This window comes from Burkholderia sp. Bp9015 (genome assembly GCF_003853505.1).
In the GTDB taxonomy this organism is placed as follows: Bacteria; Pseudomonadota; Gammaproteobacteria; order Burkholderiales; family Burkholderiaceae; genus Burkholderia.
In genome coordinates, this window is sequence record NZ_QTPZ01000051.1 from 1 (window position 1) to 24,277 (window position 24,277).

Annotated in this window: 21 protein-coding genes and 1 pseudogene; 15 read left to right on the plus strand and 7 right to left on the minus strand. The window is 60.2% G+C overall.

The features are described from left to right. Window positions 1–361: 361 nt before the first annotated feature. Entirely contained in the window at window positions 362–1,165 is an 804-nt protein-coding gene (locus DIE12_RS34510; protein ID WP_124551510.1) for a hypothetical protein, read from the plus strand. Here the strand turns inward: DIE12_RS34510 and DIE12_RS38310 are convergent. Next, complete coding sequence (locus tag DIE12_RS38310) at window positions 1,141–1,305, minus strand: hypothetical protein (RefSeq protein WP_185641253.1); 165 nt, start codon at window positions 1,303–1,305, stop codon at window positions 1,141–1,143. The genes DIE12_RS34510 and DIE12_RS38310 overlap by 25 nt on opposite strands. Before the next feature lie 214 nt (window positions 1,306–1,519). Here DIE12_RS38310 and DIE12_RS34515 point away from each other — a divergent pair, with 214 nt between their 5' ends. Further along, entirely contained in the window at window positions 1,520–2,545 is a 1,026-nt protein-coding gene (locus DIE12_RS34515; protein ID WP_124551511.1) for an IS110 family transposase, read from the plus strand. 530 nt (window positions 2,546–3,075) lie between these two features. On the opposite strand, the gene DIE12_RS34520 is transcribed toward DIE12_RS34515, so the two are convergent. Next, window positions 3,076–4,554: a sensor domain-containing diguanylate cyclase gene (locus DIE12_RS34520; protein ID WP_124551512.1), complete on the minus strand. Its 1,479-nt coding sequence runs from the start codon at window positions 4,552–4,554 to the stop codon at window positions 3,076–3,078. Between the two features lie 516 nt (window positions 4,555–5,070). On the opposite strand from DIE12_RS34520, the gene DIE12_RS34525 reads away from it, so the two are divergent. Beyond that, window positions 5,071–6,474, plus strand: a complete 1,404-nt coding sequence (locus tag DIE12_RS34525; RefSeq protein ID WP_124551513.1) for a GGDEF domain-containing protein — start codon at window positions 5,071–5,073, stop codon at window positions 6,472–6,474. 64 nt (window positions 6,475–6,538) lie between these two features. Further along, window positions 6,539–6,724 carry a hypothetical protein gene (locus tag DIE12_RS34530; RefSeq protein WP_124551514.1) on the plus strand — a complete coding sequence of 62 codons (186 nt, stop codon included), beginning with the start codon at window positions 6,539–6,541 and terminating at the stop codon, window positions 6,722–6,724. A gap of 681 nt (window positions 6,725–7,405) precedes the next feature. Here DIE12_RS34530 and DIE12_RS34535 read toward each other — a convergent pair. Further along, window positions 7,406–7,735 (minus strand): H-NS family nucleoid-associated regulatory protein, encoded by a 330-nt coding sequence (locus DIE12_RS34535; protein ID WP_124551515.1) that lies wholly within the window; start codon window positions 7,733–7,735, stop codon window positions 7,406–7,408. A gap of 133 nt (window positions 7,736–7,868) precedes the next feature. Then, complete coding sequence (locus DIE12_RS34540) at window positions 7,869–8,915, minus strand: hypothetical protein (RefSeq protein ID WP_124551516.1); 1,047 nt, start codon at window positions 8,913–8,915, stop codon at window positions 7,869–7,871. Window positions 8,916–9,515: 600 nt separating this feature from the next. Between DIE12_RS34540 and DIE12_RS34545 the strand changes: the two genes are divergently transcribed. Both DIE12_RS34545 and DIE12_RS34550 read left to right on the plus strand, forming a co-directional pair. Beyond that, entirely contained in the window at window positions 9,516–9,893 is a 378-nt protein-coding gene (locus DIE12_RS34545) for a DUF3592 domain-containing protein (RefSeq protein WP_124551517.1), read from the plus strand. A gap of 20 nt (window positions 9,894–9,913) precedes the next feature. Continuing rightward, on the plus strand, window positions 9,914–10,486 hold the full coding sequence (locus tag DIE12_RS34550) for a hypothetical protein (RefSeq protein ID WP_124551518.1): 573 nt from the start codon (window positions 9,914–9,916) through the stop codon (window positions 10,484–10,486). Here the strand turns inward: DIE12_RS34550 and tssF are convergent, their stop codons facing one another. After that, the gene (tssF, locus tag DIE12_RS34555; RefSeq protein ID WP_124551519.1) at window positions 10,487–12,364 is read right to left on the minus strand and encodes a type VI secretion system baseplate subunit TssF; all 1,878 of its coding nucleotides are present in this window, start codon (window positions 12,362–12,364) and stop codon (window positions 10,487–10,489) included. A gap of 133 nt (window positions 12,365–12,497) precedes the next feature. Here tssF and DIE12_RS34560 point away from each other — a divergent pair, with 133 nt between their 5' ends. From DIE12_RS34560 to DIE12_RS38315, 6 genes are all read left to right on the plus strand, one after another. Beyond that, on the plus strand, window positions 12,498–14,609 hold the full coding sequence (locus DIE12_RS34560; RefSeq protein WP_124551520.1) for a type VI secretion system Vgr family protein: 2,112 nt from the start codon (window positions 12,498–12,500) through the stop codon (window positions 14,607–14,609). Window positions 14,610–14,613: 4 nt separating this feature from the next. Continuing rightward, a complete protein-coding gene (locus DIE12_RS34565; RefSeq protein WP_124551521.1) occupies window positions 14,614–16,035 on the plus strand; it encodes a DUF2169 domain-containing protein in 1,422 nt (473 codons plus the stop codon). Then, window positions 16,028–17,413 carry a polymorphic toxin type 15 domain-containing protein gene (locus DIE12_RS34570; protein WP_124551522.1) on the plus strand — a complete coding sequence of 462 codons (1,386 nt, stop codon included), beginning with the start codon at window positions 16,028–16,030 and terminating at the stop codon, window positions 17,411–17,413. The genes DIE12_RS34565 and DIE12_RS34570 overlap by 8 nt, the downstream gene beginning before the upstream one ends. A gap of 12 nt (window positions 17,414–17,425) precedes the next feature. After that, window positions 17,426–18,094, plus strand: coding sequence for a GAD-like domain-containing protein (locus DIE12_RS34575; protein ID WP_124551523.1), 669 nt, complete (start codon window positions 17,426–17,428; stop codon window positions 18,092–18,094). A gap of 577 nt (window positions 18,095–18,671) precedes the next feature. After that, a complete protein-coding gene (locus DIE12_RS34580) occupies window positions 18,672–18,935 on the plus strand; it encodes a methionyl-tRNA formyltransferase (protein ID WP_124551524.1) in 264 nt (87 codons plus the stop codon). Between the two features lie 23 nt (window positions 18,936–18,958). Then, window positions 18,959–19,135: a hypothetical protein gene (locus DIE12_RS38315; protein ID WP_185641254.1), complete on the plus strand. Its 177-nt coding sequence runs from the start codon at window positions 18,959–18,961 to the stop codon at window positions 19,133–19,135. Between the two features lie 236 nt (window positions 19,136–19,371). Here DIE12_RS38315 and DIE12_RS34585 read toward each other — a convergent pair whose 3' ends face one another. Together DIE12_RS34585 and DIE12_RS38835 are read right to left on the minus strand one after the other, a co-directional pair. Then, on the minus strand, window positions 19,372–20,061 hold the full coding sequence (locus DIE12_RS34585; protein ID WP_124551525.1) for a hypothetical protein: 690 nt from the start codon (window positions 20,059–20,061) through the stop codon (window positions 19,372–19,374). 803 nt (window positions 20,062–20,864) lie between these two features. Then, window positions 20,865–21,101 (minus strand): annotated as a pseudogene (locus tag DIE12_RS38835) (helix-turn-helix domain-containing protein); the annotation flags it as partial. Between the two features lie 521 nt (window positions 21,102–21,622). Between DIE12_RS38835 and DIE12_RS34600 the strand changes: the two are divergent. The 3 genes from DIE12_RS34600 to DIE12_RS34610 are packed head-to-tail and all read left to right on the plus strand — an operon-like array spanning window position 21,623 to window position 24,223. Further along, entirely contained in the window at window positions 21,623–22,006 is a 384-nt protein-coding gene (locus tag DIE12_RS34600) for a hypothetical protein (protein WP_124551528.1), read from the plus strand. Between the two features lie 10 nt (window positions 22,007–22,016). Then, window positions 22,017–22,835: a ParA family protein gene (locus tag DIE12_RS34605; protein ID WP_260429070.1), complete on the plus strand. Its 819-nt coding sequence runs from the start codon at window positions 22,017–22,019 to the stop codon at window positions 22,833–22,835. Between the two features lie 29 nt (window positions 22,836–22,864). After that, the gene (locus tag DIE12_RS34610; protein ID WP_124551530.1) at window positions 22,865–24,223 is read left to right on the plus strand and encodes a ParB N-terminal domain-containing protein; all 1,359 of its coding nucleotides are present in this window, start codon (window positions 22,865–22,867) and stop codon (window positions 24,221–24,223) included. The last annotated feature ends 54 nt before the right edge of the window (window positions 24,224–24,277 follow it).

Below are 24,277 nucleotides of genomic sequence, written 5' to 3' on the forward strand. Positions count from 1 at the left end.
TCGATCTCGTGCTCGCGAATCAGCGGCTCTCAGAGGTCAAGTTCTGATCGTCAAGACGGCCTCGAATTGACGCTTACGTTTAACCGGGCGGCGACCCTTCGCGACGCCAGTTGAACAAGGCGTGCAAAAAAACGCCCGCGCGGGGCGTGCGGCGGGTTTGGAGACCGAGAGGCACGCCGGGCAATCTCAAGGCGGACTGTAGCGCGCGCCCTAATGGCGCGCACCTATCTGAGTCTCTGTATAAGTGGGGTACGATATGAACAAAACGGGCTTCCCTTTCCCGTGCCGCTCAAAGCTTTAAGAAGCGCGTTAGCTGACAGAGCTATCCGGATTCCGACGAACGTTCACTACCGAGTAAGCGATGGATGAGTTTGGCCCGCTTTTGCGACCAGCATGGAGCTTTGTTCGAAAGAACCCGCATATGGGGTTGGCCGCACTGCTTTTTCTGATAGGAATCGTTGCGCTGCCAACGAAGCTTGCAATAATTTCGGGAGCCTTGTTTGGCGCGGGTGCTTCCCTCTTGGGGGCGTGGATAAACGAACTTAACACGCGCCGTTCCAAGGCCGAAGAAAAGGCGCGAAACGAAGCGGATGCGCGTCGATACTTTGCAGCAGAACTAAACCGCACCATCGAGCGGGTTTTGTACATACATAGTCGTGTCTGCCCGAACTATATGACAGCAGTGGCGGAGTATATTTCTGGGCAGGACGAGAACAGGGCTAAACCAAATGACATTCAGGTTGACTTCCTTCCTGAAATGCCCGTGCTGTATCCGAGCGCTCCACAATTCCGCGAATTGTCCGGCGACGACGCGACGGCTCTTATCTCCTTTTATGATTCGCTCCACGCGTTGGACAGCTTTGTGACGAACTGGTGGCAGAGAGAGGGGCAATTACCAGTGAACCTCTTCAATCAGATGCTCCACCTTAGCAAAAGGAGTCTTTCTCTCGCGCTAGTGTGTATCCAGCGGTTCGACCTGGAGACGCTGTGTCCGCCACCGCATGAGTCATGGGGAACGCTGACATCCCGCATCGAGCGCTCCCTGTCTTTCGCAGAGGAAATGCTGGAGAAGCACATCGTCAAAATCAACACCTATCATGAAAAGGCTAACGCGTCGGTCGCGGCAGGAAAGCCGGTCGGTCAGCGCCCCGAACGCACGACCTGAAGTGCGGCCATGCGAACGAATGCGCTAATGGTCAGGTCCAGCCGCAACGCGGCGGCCGCGATGGCTTCAAGGTGCGCGGCGTTTACGCGAAAAGCGATGCGTTCGGCCATGTCGAGTGCGAAACGCTTGCCGTAGACCAAAATGAATTTGTCACCGTTTGCGAAGGAAAGTCGTCACTTCGCTGGTCGACGTTGACCGAAAGATGCGAAACCTTCTGGAATTCATGAGGTTGCACGTCGCGAAATAAAGAATGAAAGGGACTTCCCCGTCCCGAGGCGGCGGAAGTCGCGAATTGTGATCAACGTGCCATGATGAAGGTTCGAATGTTCATCAACACCAACTGGAGGGGAAGTCGTGTCTATAGTTACCGTAGGAATCGATCTCGCCAAGAATATTTTTGCCCTCCACGGTGTCGATGCGGCCGGCACGGCCGTGCTGATCAAGCCTCGCGTCTCGCGTGATCAGTTGGTAACCTTGATCGCACAGTTGCCGCCGTGTCTTATCGGCATGGAAGCGTGTACCGGAGCGCATCATTGGGCTCGCGTGTTTCAGCAGCACGGCCACGTTGTCAAACTAATGGCTCCACAGCTCGTGGCACCGTATCGCATGTCCGGCAAGCGCGGCAAGAATGATGCAGCGGATGCGGCCGCAATTTGCGAGGCTGTCACACGTCCGAGCATGCGTTTCGTGCCGCTGAAAGACGAACATCAACAGGCGACGCTTTGCCTGCACCGAACCCGTCAGGGATTTGTCACGGAACGGACCGCAATCTATAACCGGATTCGCGGGCTGCTTGCCGAATTCGGCGTCGTACTGCCGCAAAGCCCTGATCGCTTGCGCAGAGAAATTGCCCCTCACCTAGATACTATTCCGGGCTGGGCGCGACGCTGCATCAGCGACCTGCTCGAGCATGTCGGCGATATCGAGGTGCGACTCGCCGAATACGATCGTGCGATTGGCGAAATTGCGCGAGCCGACGAGCGCAGCCGTCGGCTCATGCAGCTGCGCGGCATTGGACCGACGACGGCGAGTGCGCTGCTTGCGAGCCTTGGCACCGGACATGATTTCAGGAACGGTCGCCAGGTGGCTGCCTGGATGGGGCTCACACCCGGTCAGTACAGTAGCGGTGGGAAGGCGAGGCTGGGTAGCATCACGAAGGCGGGCGACGCTTATTTGCGCGGCTTGCTGGTAATCGGTGCTCGTGCTGTCATCGGCAGCCTTGGCGAAAAACAAGACCGCTTCAGCCGTTGGGTCCGAAGCCTTGTGGAGCGGCGCGGTTTCTGGCGCGCGGCTATCGCGATTGCAGCCAAGAATGCACGAATGGCGTGGGCAATCCTGAAGTACGGCGACAACTTCAAGCATGAACCGCTTGCCGCGTGAGATCGCGCGTGCCAACCGATTGCCACTATGAAGGCAAGATGTCCATGATTGAATAGAAGATCACTTTGCACTGCCGTCGGTGATGTGAAGCGGGTTGGACCCGCGTGAGGCTTACCTGAAGTGACGACTGGAACTTCTGTTTCCGGATAAAGAATGAGGTCCTCGCGCGCGTCTTTCATCAGGGTCCGGGCTATTGGCCCAACATGACCGGTTGTAGTACCGCAGTCCTTCACCTTCTCACACGACGTCGGCAAGGCAGCAAGTAGCAACAAAAACCACGTCGGGCGCTTGCGTTCAACGGGGAAGCCCTTGTAGTCGGGCGCTTGCGTTCAACGGGGAAGCCCTTGTAGTTGTCAACTCATGGGCCGGACGGCTTGCTCGGCGAGGATTCTGGGGTGACAGATTTAATTTGCTCCACGTCAGAGCGACGCGGACCTCATCGTCATTGACATAGCGATCGTCCATGCCTACTCCGGTCATCGATTTGGTCGTTCCAGGCCGTCCGCGGCCGTGCAACAGCCCGACCCGAATCACTCGGCCGACTGAACGGCGGTGACCTTATTCCGGCCGGTTGCCTTCGCGTAATACAGGGCCTCGTCCGCTGCTTTGATCACTGCACCCGGCTCCCCGTCTTGCTCGGGTGTCCAGCTTGCCAGACCAATACTGGCCGTAACGCGCCCGTATTCGCTGCCTGCATGTTCGAGCGCTAGTTCATCGATCGCCGCGCGAATTCGCTCGGCGATCTGGGCGGCCCCGGTCTGCGGCGTATCGGGGAGCAGTACGACGAATTCCTCCCCGCCGTAGCGGGCCGCGGTATCGGCCGGCCGGCGAATGTTTTCCCCGATGCAACGGGCAACCGCAGCTAGCGCGTCGTCCCCCGCCTGGTGGCCATACGTGTCGTTGTAGGCCTTGAAGCGATCGACATCAACAAACAGCAGCGAAAAGACCGAATGTGCTCGGCGTGCCCGGCGCCATTCTCGGTCCAGCACTTCCCCGAAACTGCGTCGATTGTTCAGGCCGGTGAGCCCATCGGTGCGTGCCAGCAGCACCAGCTCGGACTCCGCGCGCATCCTGCGCCGGAGTTGCGCGCCCAGCATGACGGACAGCACGATGAAGGCGGCGCCAAAAATTGTCACTAGCGCGCCGATCGTCACGGCGCGGTGCCGCCATGCTGCATAGATATCCTGCTCGGCCTCCGCGACCATGATGATCAGCGGAAGCGTTGGCAAGTGCTTGAAGTAGTAGAGGCGGCGAACGCCGTCGATTGACGACGTTTCCAGGAACGTGCCCTCCGCGGAGGTCTGGAAGTGCCGAAAAGTTGAGGCCTTGCTGATGTTGCGTCCAATGGTGCGGGCATCGTAGGGTTGGCGCATCACCATGACGCCGTCATTGCCGATCAGCGACATCGACCCGTGCTGCCCCAGCGACAGCCCGGCAAACAGTTGATGGAAATACTCGAGGTTGATCGCGATCAGTGCGATGCCGGCGAACGAACCGTCCGGGTTCGAAATGCGTCGGCTGAGCGCGATGCTGGGCTTTCCGCCGCGCAGGCGCGACTGGAATGGGGCGCTAACATAAAGCCCTGCATCGGGATTGTCGCGGTGAATGGTGAAGTACCTGCGATCGGCGAAATTGCCCTTGCGCGGCACGTCGTTGGCTGAATCCAGGAGGATGTTGCCGTCGGCATCGAGCACCAGCATTGCGCCGAGAAATTGCGCGGTCATCGCGTGATCGAACAGTACGGCGCGCCGCAAGCCCGATGGAGCGGCCATCACGTCGCGGCGCTGCAGGCCATGGATTACCGCCTGCAATGACAGGTCGTAGAGTTCAAAGTTACGCTCGATATCGCGCTGTGCCATCAAGCCAAGATTGCGCGAAGTTTCGCGGGCACGGTCAAGTGCGTCGTGGCGGCTTTGCAGGAGTTGAAGCACGCACAGACCCATCAGCGCGCACGCGACTGCGATACCGATTGCCACGACGTAGTAGGGGGTTACCGACCGGGGTTGCATGGGCTCCTCGTTGACTGAACCGGCGCAGAGAGCGCCGCGAAATGCTCGTGATGGGTTTCGATCCGCATACTAAAAAGCGAATGCCCTCGAGTGCAAGTGCGGGCGGGCCGGCGAGCAGGCGCACGCAGCCAGAAGTTCGACCAGCCTTGCGCGACGCCGGATTGTCCGCCAACGCCGCCGCCAGCGGCCAGATGCAGGAAGAACGATGCGACATACGGCCGATCGTTCTTGCTACACCTCCTGCGGTAGCTCGCCGAATTCTGCGGCTCGCCGCGCTTCGCGCAGACATGCGCCGGCGAGCGGCGGAAGACAGTACGACGGTAGTCCGCCGCGCAGCGGCGGAGGATGACGATCCGGGCGGTGGCTTTGAGCCCGCGGCGTTACGTGACGCATGGCGGGCGCTCGTGTGACGGGCTGCGTCAGTCTGTTGCGGAGTTTGGCTGCGGGTCCATCTGGCCGAACGCGTTTCCGTGCCTATACTGGATTCACCTGACAAAACGAAACAGGAGGCAGGCCATGACCACCCATGTTGCCGCCAATGAGCCATCCGGCGCAATCCAACTGGTTACCCGGGGGTATGCGAAGCTTCTGCTGACCGGCTTCGCGCTGGTGCCACTGTATTTGATCGCCTACCTGTACTTCTTCCAGGATCCGTCGCTGAAGTTCGAGAATCACGCCTTTCACGAGCTGGCGATCGCCGTCGCCACGGCCGAGGGGGCGTTCGTCACCTATGTCTGCTGGCGGTGCTATCACCTGTCGGGCGAACCACTGTTGCGTTGGCTCACGCTGGGCTTCCTGGGTTTTTCGCTGGTCTACGCGTTGCATGGCGCCTTCACCGGTATGGCGCATCACAATATCTGGCTGTTTCTGCTGTACGGACCGGCTTCCCGCCTGACCATGTCGATCCTGATTTTTGTCGGACAGCTCGCCTACAGCCGCGCGGCCGACAGCGAGGCCACCCGCGCCGATTGGCGCGCCTGGACCAAGTGGATCGCGCTGTTCGTGCTGATCGACGTCGCCGTTGCCGGCATCGCCTATTCGCCGGTGGCCGGCGCACCGTGGGTGCGCCTGTCGATGGAGGGAGGCGCGCTCCTGTTCTCCACCGTGAACGTCGTCGCGCTCGTCCTGCGCCGCATCCGCTCACCACTGATGACGATCTACGGTATTTCGGTGGCGTCTTTCGCCCTTTCGTCCCTCGCCTTCATTCTCGGTCGGCCGTGGAATCACATGTGGTGGCTGGCACACGCGATTTTTGCCGCCGGCTTCGTCCTGCTCAGCTTCGGGGTGGTGCAGGCCTTTCACACGACGCGTTCGTTTTCGAAGATCTATAGCCAGGAAGAGCTGTTCGCGCGATTGAGAGACGCCATGGCGAGGACGGAGCGAGCCCTGCAGGAACTGCAGCGGACCAACGAGAAGCTCGAGCATATGGCGGCAACGGATCCGCTCACGGGCGCGGCCAACCGGCGGCAATTCATCGAGAGCGTGGAAGCGGAAATTGCCCGGGCGAAGCGCAATGGCGCACCGTTCTCCTTGCTGGCGCTCGATCTCGACCACTTCAAGGCGATCAACGACAGCTACGGGCATCAGGCGGGCGACCAGGTGTTGCAGCGCTTCGTCGCGAAATGCCTCGACGCGATCCGGCCATACGACGGCGTCGCGCGGGTCGGTGGCGAGGAGTTCATGGTGCTGCTGCCACAAGTCGCGCTGGATACGGCCCAGTCGATCGCAGAACGCATCCGCGCGGCGATCGCGGGCGCACCGTTTGAAGCCGGCATTGGTCAGCCGATCGAGGTCACCGTGAGCGTAGGCGCGTCCGAATTCGGCCGGGACGGGGAGACGATTGACGCAATCCTGCGCAAGGCGGACGAACGCCTGTACCGCGCGAAGCATCAGGGCCGCAACCAGGTGGTTGCCGCATAGCCGGCCGCCGAGTCAGTGTCGCCCGTCCGGATCCGCGACGGGTGTTTGCCCTTCCCCGTCGCGCGTGGCGAAACTGGGGTATGAGCGCGTCGCGCTGAGCGTGTTCCACCTCTGGCGCGCGCTCGCGAACGAGCTGGCCAAGCGTGCCGGTCCACCGGCCGTCGTTGAATACGAGGTGGACGATTCTCGCCTCGCCGACCTGCTCGTGTACGACACGCCTCTGGCGATTCGGCGTGACCTGGTCAACTGAGCGGCCCGCGCTATCACGATCTGGCGTGGTGCTCGAGCGGTCGGAATGACGGTGTTCGGGTAGCGCCGCGCACCGGGCTTGGCTACGATGGCGGCAAGTCTCGGGAGCGAGCGGGGCGGGAGAGGTCTGTCTCGCGGACAACGAAAATTCGATGCCCGCACGCCCAGAGGGCGGCCGCGGTGGCCACTCTTGCCCTCGCGGGCGAACGCGGCCGGGCAGGTCGGCCGGTACACGCGGATCGACCCGCAGCGCCTCGGGATCAAATCGACCGACGCGCTCCGCAGTCTCAACCTGTGTTCTAAACGTCTGGGCATCCGTGCGCCCGACCTCGACCGGCAGGGCTCGCAAGCCATGATCGCGTAACCAGGCGAAACGGTGCCGCCCATCATTAAAAATTGCTTCGCCATCGACCAGCGAGAGGCTCGGGACGGGAATCCAATCCTTCCCGATGGCGCTCGCCAAGTAATCGCCGACCCGCGAATATTTGCCGTCCTGGTTTGAGCCGCTGCCACCTTGACCAACGTAGTCCCGCGTCTTGCACCACGACGCGTCGAGTAAGTCCACCGCCGTCCGGATGATCGGATCGGGCGTCTCGTCCCAGTCTTCGCAGATCGCACGCCGGACCCAAACCAGTTGGTGAAAATCCATCATCGCGCTCACCGTTTCCGATTCGCGCCGGTATTACGCGTCGTCGCCTGGCCACCACGGCTGCGGAACGCGATCGACCGCATAGTCGTTAAGGTCCTTTCCAATGAGCCACTTCGGCCGCGGACCGCGGCCGGACCAACTACGGCCCGACGACGGATCGTAGTACTTCGCTGGTGCGCGCTTCGGTCTCGCCTGCAGGTAACCCAGCGCCGACAGCACTTCTTGTTGGGTGATGCCGTACTGGACGACCTGTTCCTTGAATGTGGCCAGCGCGGCCTTTTTCTCTCCGGCCTTGGCTTGAGCCAATTGAACATCGAGTTCGCGCAATTCCAATTGCAGGGACTTCAAGGTAAAAGCTTCCATGAGTTTCAGTAAATGCGTAGAGGAAAAAGCAGTAGGAGCGCGCTATTATTCTGCATCTCAGCGACGCTAAACCGGGAATTTCACAGCGATCCAATTTATTGCGGCGTTCTCGCGATTCGAATCTGACAGCATGCTATTCCGCATCGCCAGAATCGCGGCTGCCAATGCGATAGTCCTTCGCCACGACGCCGCGCTCACTGCCGGCGTTCACGACCGCAGGGCGTACCCATGTCACCCGGTCCTCCAGTCGTCGTATATGACCGCGCCGTAGATGCGTGCGCGGTGCAGCATGCGAGCCCGTTCCTTTCCCGCCGCTTGTCGGCTTGCCCGCCGCGAGTTGCAGCACCTTGTACGTGAAAAAAGGTGGCCGCCGCGTGGCCAGCCGTCGCGCGTTCATTGCAGGCTTCGGATGCACGTCGACGGTTCCGACGTTTGCGCAATTCAATACCGCGCAGGCTTGAATTGCCATATGCACTTCGTCGTTAGCGTCATAGGTCAAGCGGGCAAACGCCGCATCGACATCCCCATGGCTTTCCGCAACTATGACGTCGAACATTTCCTGAAGTAGAACAAAGGGCTCCGCGAAATGTTCAACCGCATTGCGGTGAAGTCGACCCGTGCTTTCCTTCACGTCCCGCATCATTTGGGTCATCCGCGTAGGCGCATGTCCCTCGGGTATCCGGAATTCCCTCGGCACGAATGTTCCGCCAGCGCCCGGATTCCACGATTTGTGTTCGTCGGAGTAGTAGATGGGGTAGATGAAAACACCACCTTCGGGATAGTGCTCACGGAAAAGCGGTATTTCGCTGAGTCCCCGAACGGGGACGTGATCTTCGGTCATCTCCCAGCACAGCGCGATCCGGCGCGTCGAAAGGCTTTCCTGCACACCGGCCACGGTCGCAGCTGGAACGACGTCCTCCTTGCGCCACGGCGCTTCGAACACCGTCACCGGATAGGGTAGCCGCAGCAGTTCGAGGTGCGTTTCCCGAACGTTCTCAGTGTCGATCAGTTCAGCGCAGTTCGGCAGCAGAAATTTCGGTGCTGTCGAAAGCATCTGGATCACGGTTTCGAGGCGCGCGGCTGTGACGGTGAGGCCGCCTGCGCGGGCGTTCTTTGCCGTCTCCTTGAGATCCTCGATCGCATGGGTGCAGTAGTTAACCGGCGTGATGTCATCCGACATGATGAAGGAAATAGTGAGGGAAAAAGATATTTTGCTACATGCTGACGAAGTAAACATGCTTGGGCTAATGAAAGCACGGTTGGCGGGTGCAGAACAGTGGGGCAGTGACGATCGAGACGCGCGCGCAGCCGCGATCGCCGCCCTCGACGCCACGTCTGACGCGTAATCGAGCGCGACATTCACGCCAGCGCGAAGAACGCAGACGCGATCCACGCCGGTGACGAAACGGTGCTGAACGTGTCGCTGGCAGAGGATGAACTATCGTTAAACGACGTCGAACGCTGAACGCGCTCTGCTACGATGCCGGCAAGTTTCAAGAGGGTGTCCGTCGCTTGTGCTCGCTTGGCGATGGGCAACCGAACCTCGCGAGACCCAGAGGACTGCTACGAGGGCCATAGCGGCAGTCCTCGCCTCGACTTCTGCGTTCCGTTTCGATTCAACCTGCGTAGTAAGTGCCGTGCATCTCAGCACACTCGTCGACAACGTGTGGGAAGTCCCACCTGTGTAGTGCCGAACGTTCGATGGTGGGCCTTACGCTAAAATCCTTCGCGAACAGGCCGACGGGATTCGGTCTGCAAATGAGAGAGATCGAGAGGGCACATGTTCAAGGCTACTGTAGGCATTGCGATCGGCGTCGCTTTTCTCGTCATTGCGGCGATCATCGGGTGGTCTACCCGAGGTTTCCTGCAGACGGCGATCGCGGTTCCCGGTGAGGTGGTCAGCCTCAACGCCGGCGGGAGCCACCCTCAGATCGAGTTCGTGACGAAAACAGGCGAACGCGTATCGTATCCGCAGGGCGGGATGATCTACGGCACCAAGGTCGGCGATAAGGTCACGGTGCTATATCAGCCGGAGGCACCCGCACGGACTGCCACGATCGACCGGATCGGCGCCGTGTGGAACTGGACGTTGATGGCGGCCATATTTGGCGTCGGATTCATTCTCTTCGCCGTGATGAATCTCCCGCCTAAAAAATAACCGCACTGAGAGGATCGGCCGTGTCAATTCTGAGACCCAGCAACTGGAGCTACAAGACGGGCGCGACAGGCGGCGTCAGCATCGAGTTCGTCGTCGCCTCAGGCGGCACGATCGTCCTCGCTGACCCCGCCGGGAAAGAAACCGATTTCTACTACGGGGGCGTCGGTGTCGGCATTGGATTCGGGCTTCGTCTCCCGAAGATCAAGCTCCCGCGATTTTCGCTGCCAGAGATCAAGATCCCCAAGATCGCCGGGCGCGAGGTCGGCGGTGCTGGCTCCGCCAAGTCCTTCGACAGCGCAGGCCTCATCTACATGGCGCCGGCGTTTCATGGAACGGAACTCACCGAGTCCGATTTCCAGGGCGCCACGGTGTACCTCGACGGTGGCGTAGGCATCGGATACGGTAAGGCCGGGTCAGCGATGATCCTCGGGATTAATTCCGCGCAGTTGGCCCTGGGGTTGTCGAATCCCGCAATGTCCTGGCTGGCCGAGATCGCCATCGCGCATGCGCCAGCGATTCTACTGATGGGCGGCACGACCGTTGGCTTGCAGGCGGGTGCCGGCGCTGGCATTCTCGTCGGCTACCTGCATTGACTAGATCAGCGGTCGCGTTCCGGGCCGCGCAGGACAGCGCAGCAGCTCACCGCCCGTCTGCCACGAGCGAATGACCAATTCGATGTAGCTGTTCGTCGGGGCGTAGGGCGCGAACAGCGAGTCGAGAGTTCTCGCGATGACGTGCAGCGTGACATCGCGCAACATGGCCTCGTCCAGCGATACCACGACTTCAACTCCCCGCACGAACGACGGAAACAGGTTGTCGAGCGGCATCCACCTGATCGCTGGCTCGTAGTCGAGGCCCGTGATCGCGTCGATACTGCGTTGTGCGACGATGCTCGCGCGCGGAGCGTGCAGCCGCAAAAAGTCTTTGAATGCCTTCAGCCCGGTTTGCGTCAGATCAAACGGGTGCAGAGACATGCCGGCGATGACGCGCCATAGCGAGTCGTGTCCTCGCGGCAGGGTGCTCGGCAAGGTCGGGCGCGTGAGCAGGCGGATCGGGCAGGTCAGTGCCGCGCCCTCATGTAGCAGATCGCTGTCCGGCGCGCCGATCGGCAACCGCGACGGCAGGTCGCCGTTGGTGGCCGTCGTATCGACATCGATCTGTGGATGCTTCGGAAGGACAGCGCTGCCGTCTAGCCCGACCAGCGAGAGCAGGAGCGGCGACCGCGCCCGGCCAGCTGCTGAGTGGGGATCGCGAAACGCGGTCCAATAGATGACCGAGGAATCGACCGGCCGCCCGTGACTGAAGGCTCGGTAAGGCAGCACGGTAGTCCTGGCCGTGTGCCTGGACGATGGCGCGTGCCTTTCCTGTTCAGCCTCCGTCCGGTCCCCCAGATGAACCGCGTCGATCGAGTACACGTCGAGGGCGATGCCGGTTTCCAGTGGCTCAGGCATGACGGGGTACGCGTTGTCGGCGCTGGTCAGCTGGATCGGCGTCGCACCACGCTTGAACAGGTTGACCACCGGCGTGCAGAACAGCCGGAAGGCGCTCGCGTCGAGGTCGGTCAGGGCGGCCGAAGTGGCCGCCTGCACCGGCGCTTCCTGGATCGCGACGTGCAACGTGAGGCGCTTCGCCGCCGGTGTGTGCGCCGCGCGTCGCATCCGCCCCAAATCGATGTCGACGAAGTCGAACTTCTCGGGGAAGGCAAAAGACTCGATCAGCACCTGGTACGCGTCCGATGTATGCGTCGATTCCTTCGGAAACAGTCGCTCATCCTCGCCGAATCCGGCGGATTCGATCGGGATTTTGGATAATGCCAGCCACCGCCCACTTTGCTCGACTTCGACGAACGCAGCGCCGGCCCGCAGCAACAATGCATCGGCGAGCGAGGCAACCCGCGGCCGATCGCCGGCCAGATGAACTCGAACTGTGCCAGACGGGATCGCGTCATCGAAGGTTTCGGTTGGCGACGCACTGGCGAACGTGATCGAGAGGATGCCGGTCACCTTGTCAGGCAGTCGGACGATGGCCGGCGCCAGCGTGGCGGGGGCGTAGCGCGCCGAGTGAATGCGCAAAGGTGACAACGTGACATCGTATGTCGTTTGAAACCGGCACGGTGCGGCATTCGCGTCGAGCAAGGTGCCGCGGGGCATCGAGAGTGGCGTCGTCAACTGGCCGAAGAGATCCTTCGGGTCGAATTGTGCGATCGCGCAGGCAGGCATCGTGCGCAAGTACTGCGGGTACAGCACTTCGAGGAGCGATTCCGTGAATTCCGGATAGGTATCCTCGAGTTTCGCATCGACCCGGGCGGCCAGTAGCGCGAACGTCTGGATCATCCGATCGACATGCAGATCGCCTTGCCCATTTGCGATCCCGAGACGCGCGCCGATCTTCGGATAGCGCCGAGCAAATTCCGTGATGCCGCGTAACAGCAGGCCAACCTCGTATTCGTAGTGGGGCAGCAGGTTATCCATTCACCTTCCATACAGCTCCGTCCCCTTATGGAAGGTTCAAGAAACGCAAAACTTGATCCTTCCGGGGGCAGGCAGTTTAAAATCCACCGACGAATAATATCCTGCCGTTCCTATGCGGGGTTCCGAGGGCGCCATGCAACTGTCAGATATTCCAGGATTCTTTGGGCTACAGAGCAATCGACTGTTCACCATTCAGACGCCAATGAAAGGGCGGTCGGATCTGGTGCTGGTCGATTTTCAAGGCACTGAAGGCTTATCTCAAAATTTCGAGTTTCATGTTCGACTTGCTTCTCAAGATCCGAATATCGAACTGAAAAAGCTGATCGGCCAGCCAGTGACAATTACGTTACAACTCACCGACGCGTTGGCGAGCTCGGAAGAACGGTACTTTCACGGCTACGTCGCCAACTTCAGCCATCTCGATCACGATGGTAGCTTCACGGTTTATAGCGCGACACTCGTGCCCTGGCTGTGGATGCTCTCCCGCAGTCGCGACATCCGCATTTTTCAGGAAGAAAACACCGAGGCCATTCTCGCGAAGGTCTTTCGCGAGTACGGCAAGATCGCATCGTTCGAGTTCCGGCTATCGAAAGCAACGAAGAATCGCAGCTACTGCACGCAGTACCGCGAAACCGACCTCGAATTCGTCGAACGGCTGATGCAGGAAGATGGGCTGTTCTTCTTCTTCGAGCACGCGAAAGACGATCACAAGCTGATCATCTCGGACAACTCGATCGCCGCGAAGCCGATCAGCGGCCGCAGCCCTGTGCTGCAGTACACGAAAGGCGAGGCGCTCGACAACCTGGCGGTCATCACGTCGTTCCAGGCAAGCCGGCAACTGGAATCGAACAGCGTCGGATTGAAGACATTCGACTACAAGGTGCCGCACGCGCGGCGGTTTGTCTCGGGCGGCACCGAAGTGAATCAGGGTGAGGTGCCGTCGTACGAAGTCTACGACTATCTGGGCGAGCACGGCTTCCCGGACAGCGACCGCGGCGAAGCGTTGACCCGCTTCAGGACGCAGGCGCTTGCTGCGCACAGCAAGGTTTTCATCGGGACGAGTACGAGCCGGCGGTTGTCACCGGCGCAGTACTTCGAGCTCGATGACCACTACGATCATGGCACCGCCAAGGCCGAGGATCGTCAGTTCCTGCTGACGACGGTCACGCACAGCGGCACGAACAATTACCAGGCCAGCGAGGGTGGCGCGACGTACCAGTGCAGCTTCGTGTGCATCCGCAAGAAGATCCCGTATCGCCCAGCGTTCACGATCGAGCGGCCGTCGATCATTGGCCCTCAGACCGCCGTCGTCGTCGGACCCCAGGGCGAGGAAATCTACACGGACAGCCTGGGCCGCGTGAAGGTGCAGTTCCATTGGGACCGGCTCGGCAAGCGCGATCAGGGTAGTTCGTGCTGGGTGCGCGTTGGGCAGCCGTGGGCAGGTCGCGGCTTCGGCATGATCCAGACCCCGCGGATCGGCGACGAGGTGGTGGTGATTTTCCTCGACGGTAGTCCGGACAGGCCGCTGATTATCTCGAGCGTATACAACTCTGCGAACATGCCGCCGTGGGTATTGCCTGGGAACGCGACGCAAAGCGGGATCCTCACGCGTTCGACCAAGACCGGGAACGTCAACACGGCCAACGCCATTCGCTTCGAGGACAAGAAGGGATCGGAGGAGGTCTGGTTGCACGCCGAAAAGGATCAGCGCCTCGAGGTTGAGAACGACGAGTCGCACTGGGTCGGCAACGATCGCACGAAGAACATCGACCACGACGAGACGGTGCACGTGAAGCATGATCGAACCGAAACCGTCGACAACAACGAGACGATCACGATCGGCGTGGATCGTACCGAGCACGTCGGCAACAACGAGACGCTGACGGTCGGCGGCAACCGGAACGAGACCATCAAGGGGATGGAGAATCTCCTGATTGCGCTGACGTCGACAGAGACTGTCGGACTCGCGAAGGCACTGACGGTCGGTGGTGGCTACCAGGTCACGGTGGTCGGTGCGGTCAACACGACTGCGGGCCTGGCGAGTGCTGAGGAAGTGGGCTTGTCCAAGACGTCGATCGTCGGAAAGTCCTACACGATCAAGGCCGGCAAGGTTTTCGAGGTGACGGTCGGCAAGTCGACGTTTCGCATGGACGAAGACGGCAACATCACCCTCAAGGGCGTCAAGTTGGTCATCGAGGGATCTGGTCCGGTCGAAATCAACGGCAAAGACGTGGATGTGAACTGATCCGATGGAGTTCATCAACCACACTCCATTTCCTGCGCTGGCATTCGCTGGGGTAGATGCGCGTGAGCAGGAATTCCACGTCGTGGTTCTACGGCAGACCCTGACGTGGAACGAAGCAAACGACCTCCATTTTTCTGACGAGCAGCAGCCGTTATGCGAGGCCGACGAGTTCTTTGGTGCGGACATGCAGGGCAGTGTTCGACAGGAATCGGACCTGTGCGCATATAAGCCGCGGTGCGATGTGATCGTCAACGCGACGGCTTATCCGCCCAAGCGGCCGGATGGGAGCGCTCCGGGGAAATTCGACATTCGGCTCGTGGTAAGCCGGCCTGGTTCACCTATCCCATTGCCGCCGGAGCCGCATGGGCTCAATCCGCTGATGCCTGCTTCGCCAGAAGAAATCCAGGCCTGGAAGGCGGAGGTCGAGCGCGCTAAGAGCACGCCGTCGCAAGGTGAGCGCCTGATTGAAAAGACGCTCGTCGTCACGGGTGAACGCGACTTCGTCCGACGTTCAGGTATGTCGCGCCTCGCCGCTACGCTGGTCAAGTTTGCCTCGCTGGGCATGGTTCGTTTGCCGGCATGGCAATTGACGACACCGCAGCCAGCACGCGATGTTCAGGTGAACTTAGAGCACGCATTCGGGGGACAATGCCGGATCGAGATGGGCAACAAGGCGGCCGACCGGCTCACAAAGAAGCACCGTTTGACGCCGGAGCAGGCGGATGCCCATCCCGACGCGCCATGCGCGCCGGTCGCTCACGATGCCTATTCAGCCAATGTGTCTGGACAGGGATACGTACGCGATTGGTATCTGGAGGCGACTGGCGTCAAGGTTGTTGCCGCCCCACAAATCGAATATGCCGTCCGGCCCATTACGGTGGCCGACTTCGATTCCGCCCGGGTTGGCAATCTCGATGAATCGACGCCGCTTGTCGCCGGGTTCGGGATTCGGCCGAAAGGGCATCCCGAGCGGGCCAAGCTGGTCGGCACCATCGATCGCGCGTTCATCGAGAGTGACGCGCCGTTACCGAAGGATTTTGATTTTGCCGTCTGGAATGCGGCGTGGCCAGATCAGCAGCTGGACGCAATGCGAGGCGATGAACAGATCGAGCTGACGAATTTGTGCACGCCGGCCACGCCACGTACCACGAAGGATCACTCCGGCAATATCAGGCTGACGTTGAGCCTTCCCGGCCACCTGCCGTTTGCGTTGGTACGTTTCGATAACGGGAGTATCGGGGAGCTGGGTGCGCGACTCGACACCGTGCTGATCGATCCCGAGCAACGCGCAGTGTCGTGTGTGTGGCGAGCAACGCTGGCGAAGCAACCCGGTGTGCGTGCCATCGAACTGCGCATGGTCGAGCGCGGGGACGTCGACCGGATGACGGCTGCAATCTCGCAAGGCGAGAGGGGGGCGCATGGCTGACCACCTCGGGGCTCGAAAGAACAGTTCGTTCAAGGCGGTTTCAACAGCGCCGTCCATCAACAAAACACCCGTCGGCAGCAGCACGCCCCCGTTGCCGTACCCAGTGACCGAGGATCTCTCGAGCAGCATGGGTACGGTGCCGAACGTCCGGTTCAACGGCGATCCGGCCTACGTGCTCAGCCAAAGCACCCAGCCGAGTTGCAAAGGGGATGCCGCCGGATCCTGTAACGGCGTGAAGAGCGGAACCGTGAGCGGCGAGGTCAAGCCGGTCAAGGGCTCGAGCACGGTCCGCATCACTGGCAAGCCGGTCATTCGCGAAGGAGATCCGTGCACTCTCAACGGCGGGAATTGCCCGGGCATCTACGTGACCCAGTCCGCCCCGAGCGCGTCGATCGCAGGCGGCAAGCCGAGCGCCAGCAGCAACCCGCCTGTTAAGCCGGAAACACCCAAGGAAGAAGGCTGGTGGGGCGCGGCGAGTCCGTGGGTACACGGCGTGCTCGGCGTGGCGAGTTTTGTGCCAGGCCTCTCTGTCGTGAGCGGGGCGGTGGATGCCGGGATCTACGCCGCTGAGGGGAATATGGTCGAGGCAGGGCTATCTGCCGCGAGCATGATTCCTGGTGGGAAAGTGGTGACCACGGCCGGAAAGCTTGCGAAAGGTGCGGTCGGTCTCGCCAAGGGCGCACACGTTGCGGAAGAGGCAGCGAAAGCAGCCAAGGTGGCGAAAGAGGCTGAAGAGGCGGCGAAGGCGGCTAAATTGGCGAAGGAAGCCGAAGAGGCCAAGAAAGCCCAGGCGGAAGCGGAACGACTCCGGAAGCTGAAAGAGGAAGGCGAGGCGGCAGAGAAGGGCAAAGACGGCCTGAAGGTCAAACTGAAGCGGATGAAAGAGCACTTGGTGAAGTGCTTCAAGAAGAACGCGAAGGGCGACCCGAAAGAGTATGACCGTCAGCTGCTCGAGCAGGAAAAGGGCTTGAATGACCTGAGCGTGAAAGAGTATCTCGAAGGGCGAGCGCGCTATCAGCAGATCGGTCGAGCAGGCACTGGCGCCGCGCAGGCCGAGGCGAGAGCTGCGTACTCAGCCGAATTGACGGCCAAGTTTGAAAAGGCGTTGAGCAAGCAGGGTATTACCGGCGAGGCCGCCACGAAGCAGGCCCAAGCAATGGCGGCAGATCGGATGAGCACGCTGGCTGCGTTGCATAATCCAGACATGATCGCAGGTGGTAAGGATGCCGTCACCATGATGGGTGATCGCGGCGTCAACTCGTCCATCGGATCGCAGTGGAAGGATCGCGTAGCTGAGCTTGACGATGCGGCGAAAAAAGTCCCTGAGGCAGAGCGAGGGGGGACTAAAATGAACGCTAAGCTTAAGCGATGCCAATAGTGAGGAAGCGCAATGGATAATTTCATGGAGAATTTCTTGGGGTACAAGGGATTCGGACCTGCAATAGATCGACGCGACGTTCCCTCTGAAAAAATCGAGAAATTCCGGGGCAAGTTGCCGAACAAACTGCTGGAATACTGGCAGGAGTACGGGTGGTGCGGCTATGCCAACGGCTTGCTCTGGACCGTCGACCCGGACGAATGGGAAGACGAGTTGGAAGCGTGGATCGGCGAGACGGAATTCATGGAGCGCGATGCGTATTACGTCATTGCGCGTACGGCCTTTGGTGGATTGATCCTGTGGGGCGAGAAGACCGGGCAGTCTCTGAAAGTCAAAACTCCGTATGGCATGATCTTTCCGTCCTTCGACGAGGAAGAGTTCGAAGAGGACGGCCCGGACCTCACTCTCCAGCTCTTTTTTAGTACATGCAGCAAGGAGATGTTTGATCTGCTGGATAGCGAAGAGGCGCCCCTCTTTGAGCGCGCACTAGAAAAGCTGGGGCCTCTCGATCACACCACGATGTACGGGTTCGTGCCTGCGCTCGCGCTGGGCGGGACACCGGCGCTCGAGCGCCTCCAAAAACTCGATGCGCACGTCCATCTGGACATTCTGTCTCAGGTGACGGAACTGCAAGTTATGCGCGACATTGCACAAGACGCTCGCGGTGCGGGATTGTTGTAGCAGGAAAATTGCGAAATTCACGCATGGTATGTCAACGATTCCAAACAATGAGCATGCTTAAAAGATTCGTAGGCCATACCATTGCCGCGTCCAGGTTGGCTGCCTCCACTATCGTGGCGGCCGCGACCCGCGGCGTCCCGGTATTGCGAGTAACGGCGCCGAAAGGTCAGCCGAGCATTCTTATCGGCTCCTGACTCGGGCGAGTGGACGGCTTGAACCGGAAAATTCTATGAAGGGCATTACGGGATTCCGACTCAGAGACGCCAGTCGGGACGCGACGCAGAGAGGAGGTGCCGGTACGAGAGCGAAGCAGAGAGACTATCTTACGCCAATCCACTTCGCCGTCTGTTCGACGGTATTCTTCGAGATCTTGGCAATCGTTGGACTCCACGCCGACCCTGACATGCACCCAATCAACTTCGTTTTGTTTGGAGTGTTCGTGTTTGCGATCGTCGGTGCCGTGGTTTATGAAAATGTGAACGGTTAAATCGATTCGCCGGTGCGGCGGGACAGTGAAATTCCCCCGCGTACTGGCTCCCCGCACCGGCCGGTAGCCGGAGATTGAGGAACCTAGAAGATGTACAAGACAATCATTCCGGCTACTGACTGGTACTTCTCGCACCCGCGCGCGAATGAACAAGAGCCCCCTGTGGTGTGGAATCTGGCAGCATGGGGGCTGAAAGAGGACGGAGAAGCTATCGGCCTTGTAGGAGCGTTCGGCCCTCAACAGGCCGAGGAAGGCAAGACACCGCACCTCGTCTCAATTCCCCCAGTGGCCGGTGCATACCTGCATCGTAGCCAGCTGACGGACGTCGAACTGGAACAGGCGAAGAAGCGGTAATCCAAGGGACTGGGGAAGCAGCTATGGCCGAATTGACGTTAGCGGATGCCCTGCGACTTGCAATCAACGCCCTTCGGGACGTCGCCGAGTCGCGCCAGATGCCGTCAGGTGGCGTTCTGGATGACGCCACGGCCGAGCTGCATGCCAGCGCGGCTGATGTGCTGACTGATTCGCTCGATCAGCTGCGCGGGCACGAATAGGAACCGTTGCCGTTTGAACCACGTGATCGAAACCATGCGACCCGTTACGCTAGTTACCCCAGAGATTGTCGAACTTGCAAAGTCCATGCTTGCGAAAGGGCAGGACTGGTCGCCCGAGGCGGACAAGATACTGTCGACCGACAACTCGTTGTGCTTGTGTTCCTATCCGGATGGGGCATGGATCGCATTCACGCACGACGAAGTGAATATGGACCGCTGGACGAAACTGGAATGCGTTATCGCTCTCCCTTAGTGCGTGATTCACGCCGTGAAACGCCGGCGCGGTTGGCGATCGGTCCCGAGCCCGGTTCCGATGGCGGCGCTTCCGGGGAGAGCCCCCGACTCGCCAGGTAAAGTTCGATTTCTAGCTTTCGGACTCGCTCGGACAGTTCGACATTCTCGCGTGCAATTCTGTCGCCCCGGCGCGTCGCGTCTTGCAGTCGCTTCTCATAGAGATCGTCTGATCGTGATAACGATCGACGGCGCGCAATCGAGTACAGCACGCCGCGCTCTGCATTGGCGTCGACGTCATGCTGGAAATCTCGCCAGTTGCCCCATTCAGTGCCGGATCCAGGCCATCCGTTACCAATCGGTCGGACGACGTCCTGGATACCACGTCCATTTGCATACAAGAGCCCCCATCGAGATGGCAGTTCAGCGGTCTCGATGATGCCAGGCGGGCAGAGGTAAAACCTGTAGAGGCCCAGCCCCCCGGCTTGCCGATGTGGCTTGCGTGCGTCAACAAGAAAGTCTGCGCGCGACGCCTTCGCTTCGATTACTGCGGAGCAGCTTGATCGAAATCCGATTACGTCTGGCTGCTCTCTCGTGCTACTAGTGGTGATCTCGCTGGCGACGACGGCAAAACCCTGCCGCTTGAGCCAATTCTCGCCGAGGCTCACCAGCTTCCTATGAAGTTCGCCGGCCATAGTGCCGATCTCGCAGGTTGTGGTTATGCTTTTGCGGGGCGCAACATTTCGCCTCGACTGCTGTCGCGACTGACGCGCGTTGGACGGCTGCCTGGACTTACGCGCCGCGCCTTTCTATCGCCCGTTGTACATCGCCTGCGCCATACCCTGCGCCCATTTCGCGGCGTAATCGCTGTGGCCCGTTGCGAGCCGCTCTTCGTGCTCAACTTCTTTGATCGTAGGCGGATGCAGACCGAGTCGTTGTGCCTGGCGTACTGATTCCCGATGTACTGTTTCGCGTTCGGCCGCAAGCCATTCAGCAACAGACCGCGCTTTGCGGTGCGTTGCCTCCCTAATCAGGGCATCGTAGATACTTCGAGCAGGTTCCCTGATCGGGCGAAAAGCGTCTCGAGTTGGCTCAGTCATTGATCGTTCTCGGCTTTGGGAATGTTGATCGAGTATGGTACGCACGGCGTACCATGTCAAATTGACGGGCGCTTGTTCTTGTGCTCGTAGAGGAGTTGCTCTACCGCAGTCCGTGCCAGCTTGGGCAGCGGCCGGAAGTCCTTCGACGAGTCGGGCATGCGGTAGGTTTTCAGGGCGCGCGGGCTGATATTGGTTGCCGCGGCAAACTCATCCCAAGTGATCCCGAGCTGGTCCTTTGCTGCCTTCAAGAAATCCTGCTGATTGAGCGTCGACATTGCGTTGTGACGTGGTACGCGGCGCGTACTATCATAGCGGACATTGGGCGTGCTTCGGCGCAATGCTGTTCGCCGTGTCAGCTTGGCCCGGAGCGTGCCGATCGGAACGTTGCGGTCTTCCTGATCAACGAATCTGCGTACCGATGCCGTAGGTGAGGCACCACAGGCGCGGCACCAGTCCAGATAGGTCAGGAAATCAACGTAGCGCTCGCCACGCTCAATTTTCGACAAGTTCGATTGGTCGATGCGCAAACGTTTCGCGAGTTCGACTTGCGTTAAACCGGCGCGCATGCGCATGGCAATCAGTTGATCGCGAAGGCGCTGGTAGCGCTCGCTGGTAATCGGGATGGACCGGGGCATAGGCGAATGCTCCCCCGACCCGAATCAAAAGGCCATTTTGACCTAGATCGGATATGATCCCACCGCGGGCGCTTACGATTATTAATGTGACCCCATTTTACAGGGTGACGCGGCCTCTCTTCTCCCCTGAACCGTCGGCCGCCGCTGCTGATGTTGCGCCGAGGGGCTGGGGTCCTCGAAGGCATTTCGACCCGGGGTGGACTTCGAGCGTGGAGGGCATTTCGGACGTGCCACTGGCCTATTCGATCTCGAAAGCTTGGTGCGATATCGTTTCGCATGCGAAAATAGATCACCTACGGGGGTGATTTAAATTTTCTATCGAGCGGTGGCATTGACGCTATCAGGCATCGTCCCATGTCGCCGCGTTCCAACACTTTCGCATCTAGCGACGCACAGTTTGGGTCAATACCAAGCTAGATATGTTGACCGTCAATGTATCTAATAATAAGATGAAAGCACTACGAGGCCGGCGATGTGCCATCGCCGGAAAAAACGGGCAAACCAAAAAAATGGAGAACCAAATGTCGAGCACCGTGCAATCCCGCATCTACCGACTTCTTGTCGACCTCATTCCAGGTCTTGGGGGCGGGGCGTCTCAAACGCGGTTTGCACCACCGCGCATTCCAGGGGACATGGCGGTGCATTGCACGATCGACGAATGCGTTGATGGCCATCTCGCGATCGAGATCGCGCAAGATCTTGGGGGCACCCATGGTCAATCGCAATCCTGCATCTGCTTCAACGTCGACCTTACCCAATGCACGGCACGCGTGACGCGCCTGCAACAGGGCACTCACTTCAGCGTGGCAAGTACGCGAGTGAACGTCTACGCGGCGAACTGGCTGGCCGTCTTCTATACGCTGGGCCGGGTATTCCAGCCGGTTGAAGCAGTGGTTTGCGCATGAGATGGTGGCGATGAAGAAAATTAGTATCGTGAACCGCAAGGGCGGCACCGGTAAAACGACGATTGCGCGGCACCTGGCCTACAGCGCATTCGAGCGCGGGATCCGTGTATTGGTGGTCGATCTCGATCCTCAGGGCAACCTGACGAGGTCGATGCTTTACCGAAAACTCACGGCGCAATCTGGGGTATCGGTGATGGGGGCGGCGCTGACGTGGGAGCACCTGGGGCTTCCGGATGTTGCATCTGGTGCGAGTGCGCATCTGCTCTACCAGGGCGAGCGAGCCGTCAATCCGATGCGAATCGTCGACGGGTCGGGATTAATCGGCGCGACACCCGAGCTAGAAGACGTGATGACGTGGCCGCTTGAAACGGCGGAGCGGGCCCGCGAATCGCTGGATGCACTGTCGGATCAATTCGACCTTTGCGTGATTGATACCGCGCCGACGATGAGCAATCTCGTGTTGGGCGCGATGATCTGCGCGGACTATGTCGTGATTCCAACCGACCTCGGTATCGACAGCATGTCGGGCCTGCTCAGCACGTCAGAGAAGCTTGAGCTCGTCAAGCAGGAGTGGAACCCGGCTCTCGAACTGGTGGGTGTTCTGCTCAACAAGGTGAATCTGCGTCGCGCTGACGACCAATCGATCCGAACGACGGTCCGGAACGCTTTTGACGACGCGGTGATTGAGCACGAGTTACGTGATCGCGCGGGGGTTCGGTTGACGAGCTTCCAGCCAGTGTGGGCGCGTAGACGTGGAGAAAGCGATCGACTTGCTGCACGGGAAATGCAGGCAGTCTGCGGCAGCATCTTTGACCGCATCGGTCTGTAGGTTAATAACGCATAAATAGGGGCCGTTGAATGCAGCATGCACCAAGCGGGAAGTTTGCTTCCATTTCGGCGCTGACTCGCGCGGCGAGCGGCGCGACCCGCGCGGCGGAGATCGAGCAGGCGACCGGTGCGGTGACCAAGGTCATCGCAATCAGCAAGGTTCGGACAAAGCCTCAAGTTCGGGATGATTTTGCCGATGTTGATGAGTTCGCCAAGCGATTGCTCGTGATCGGTCACGTCCATACGCCGATCCTGGTTCGGGCGATCGAAGGCACGGAGGAATATGAGCTCGTCGCAGGCGAGCGACGGCTTCGGGCCAGTATCCTGAACAGTTGGCCCGAGATCCAGGCGAAGATTTTCCCTGCCGGAACCCCCGACGTGCTCATCCGGAAGTATCAGGTCTCCGAGAACATCGATCGGAAGCCACTTTCGGTGAGGGAGACGGCAGTCGGCCTCGCGGCCGACGTGGAGCTGTACGGCCGGGATGAGGCGGCTCACATCTGGGCTGCACCGAACGGCAAGGAGCGTAGCGCTTCGTGGATCTCGAAGCATTTGCGATTCCAGCGGTACGGGGAGGTCACTCGTGCCCTGTTCGACGAGAACCTGTTCGACGACGTCGAGGCGGCCAACAAGATGGCCGATATCGAAGCGAGCTGCGCGGCGACGGCGAAAGAGCTTGCCGCCGAGATGCGCGCGGGCAAGAAGATCGGCCGGCTGACACTCGATGCACGCTTGGGCCTGTTGAAACAGGCGAGCGATGCAACGTCGGAAGTGACGGCAGCCGCGGCACCGGCGCCCGCTCAGCCGGGCATGCCCGTTCAGGAAGCGGGCGCGTCGGGCGCGAGGTCAACCGACGACCGGCAGTCGTCACGGGCTGGTCTGGATCACCTGGATTCCGATGCCGGTGGGGCGGAGCAGTCCGCCGACCACGCTGGCAGCGCACGCGAACCTTCGCCCCCCGTCTCGGCAGCATCGACCGAAGCCCCGCGCTCGCCGGCGCGAGTGAAGGTTCAGCACGCGTCGGCGGCTGAACCCCGGCACTCGTCGGTCTGGCGAGTAGAGGAAATCTACGAAATCGGCACCGGGTCAGTTGAGCGTGTTCGCAAGCTGCAGGCCGATCTTTCCGCGGCTGGCGTGGGGCCGGAGGACATTGACTGGCGATTGTGGGTCTGCTTCGTGGACCTCGCGGCTTCAGCGCTGGCTGGCATGGGGAACGAAACAGCGGGTAAAATAATAAACAGGTTCAATGCTGAAATAAATTCGAGCGGACCACTCGAATTGCTGAACAGGTTGCATCCGTGCCGGCGACCCGGCGTTCTGCCAGATGACTTCGGGTACGATACCGACCGCGAAATTCATCCTCTGGCGCCGAACGATTGGGCGCTGTAATGCAACGGACCGAGGCGGGCAGGCGTCAGTTCGTTGCCTGTCAACCTATTCGGA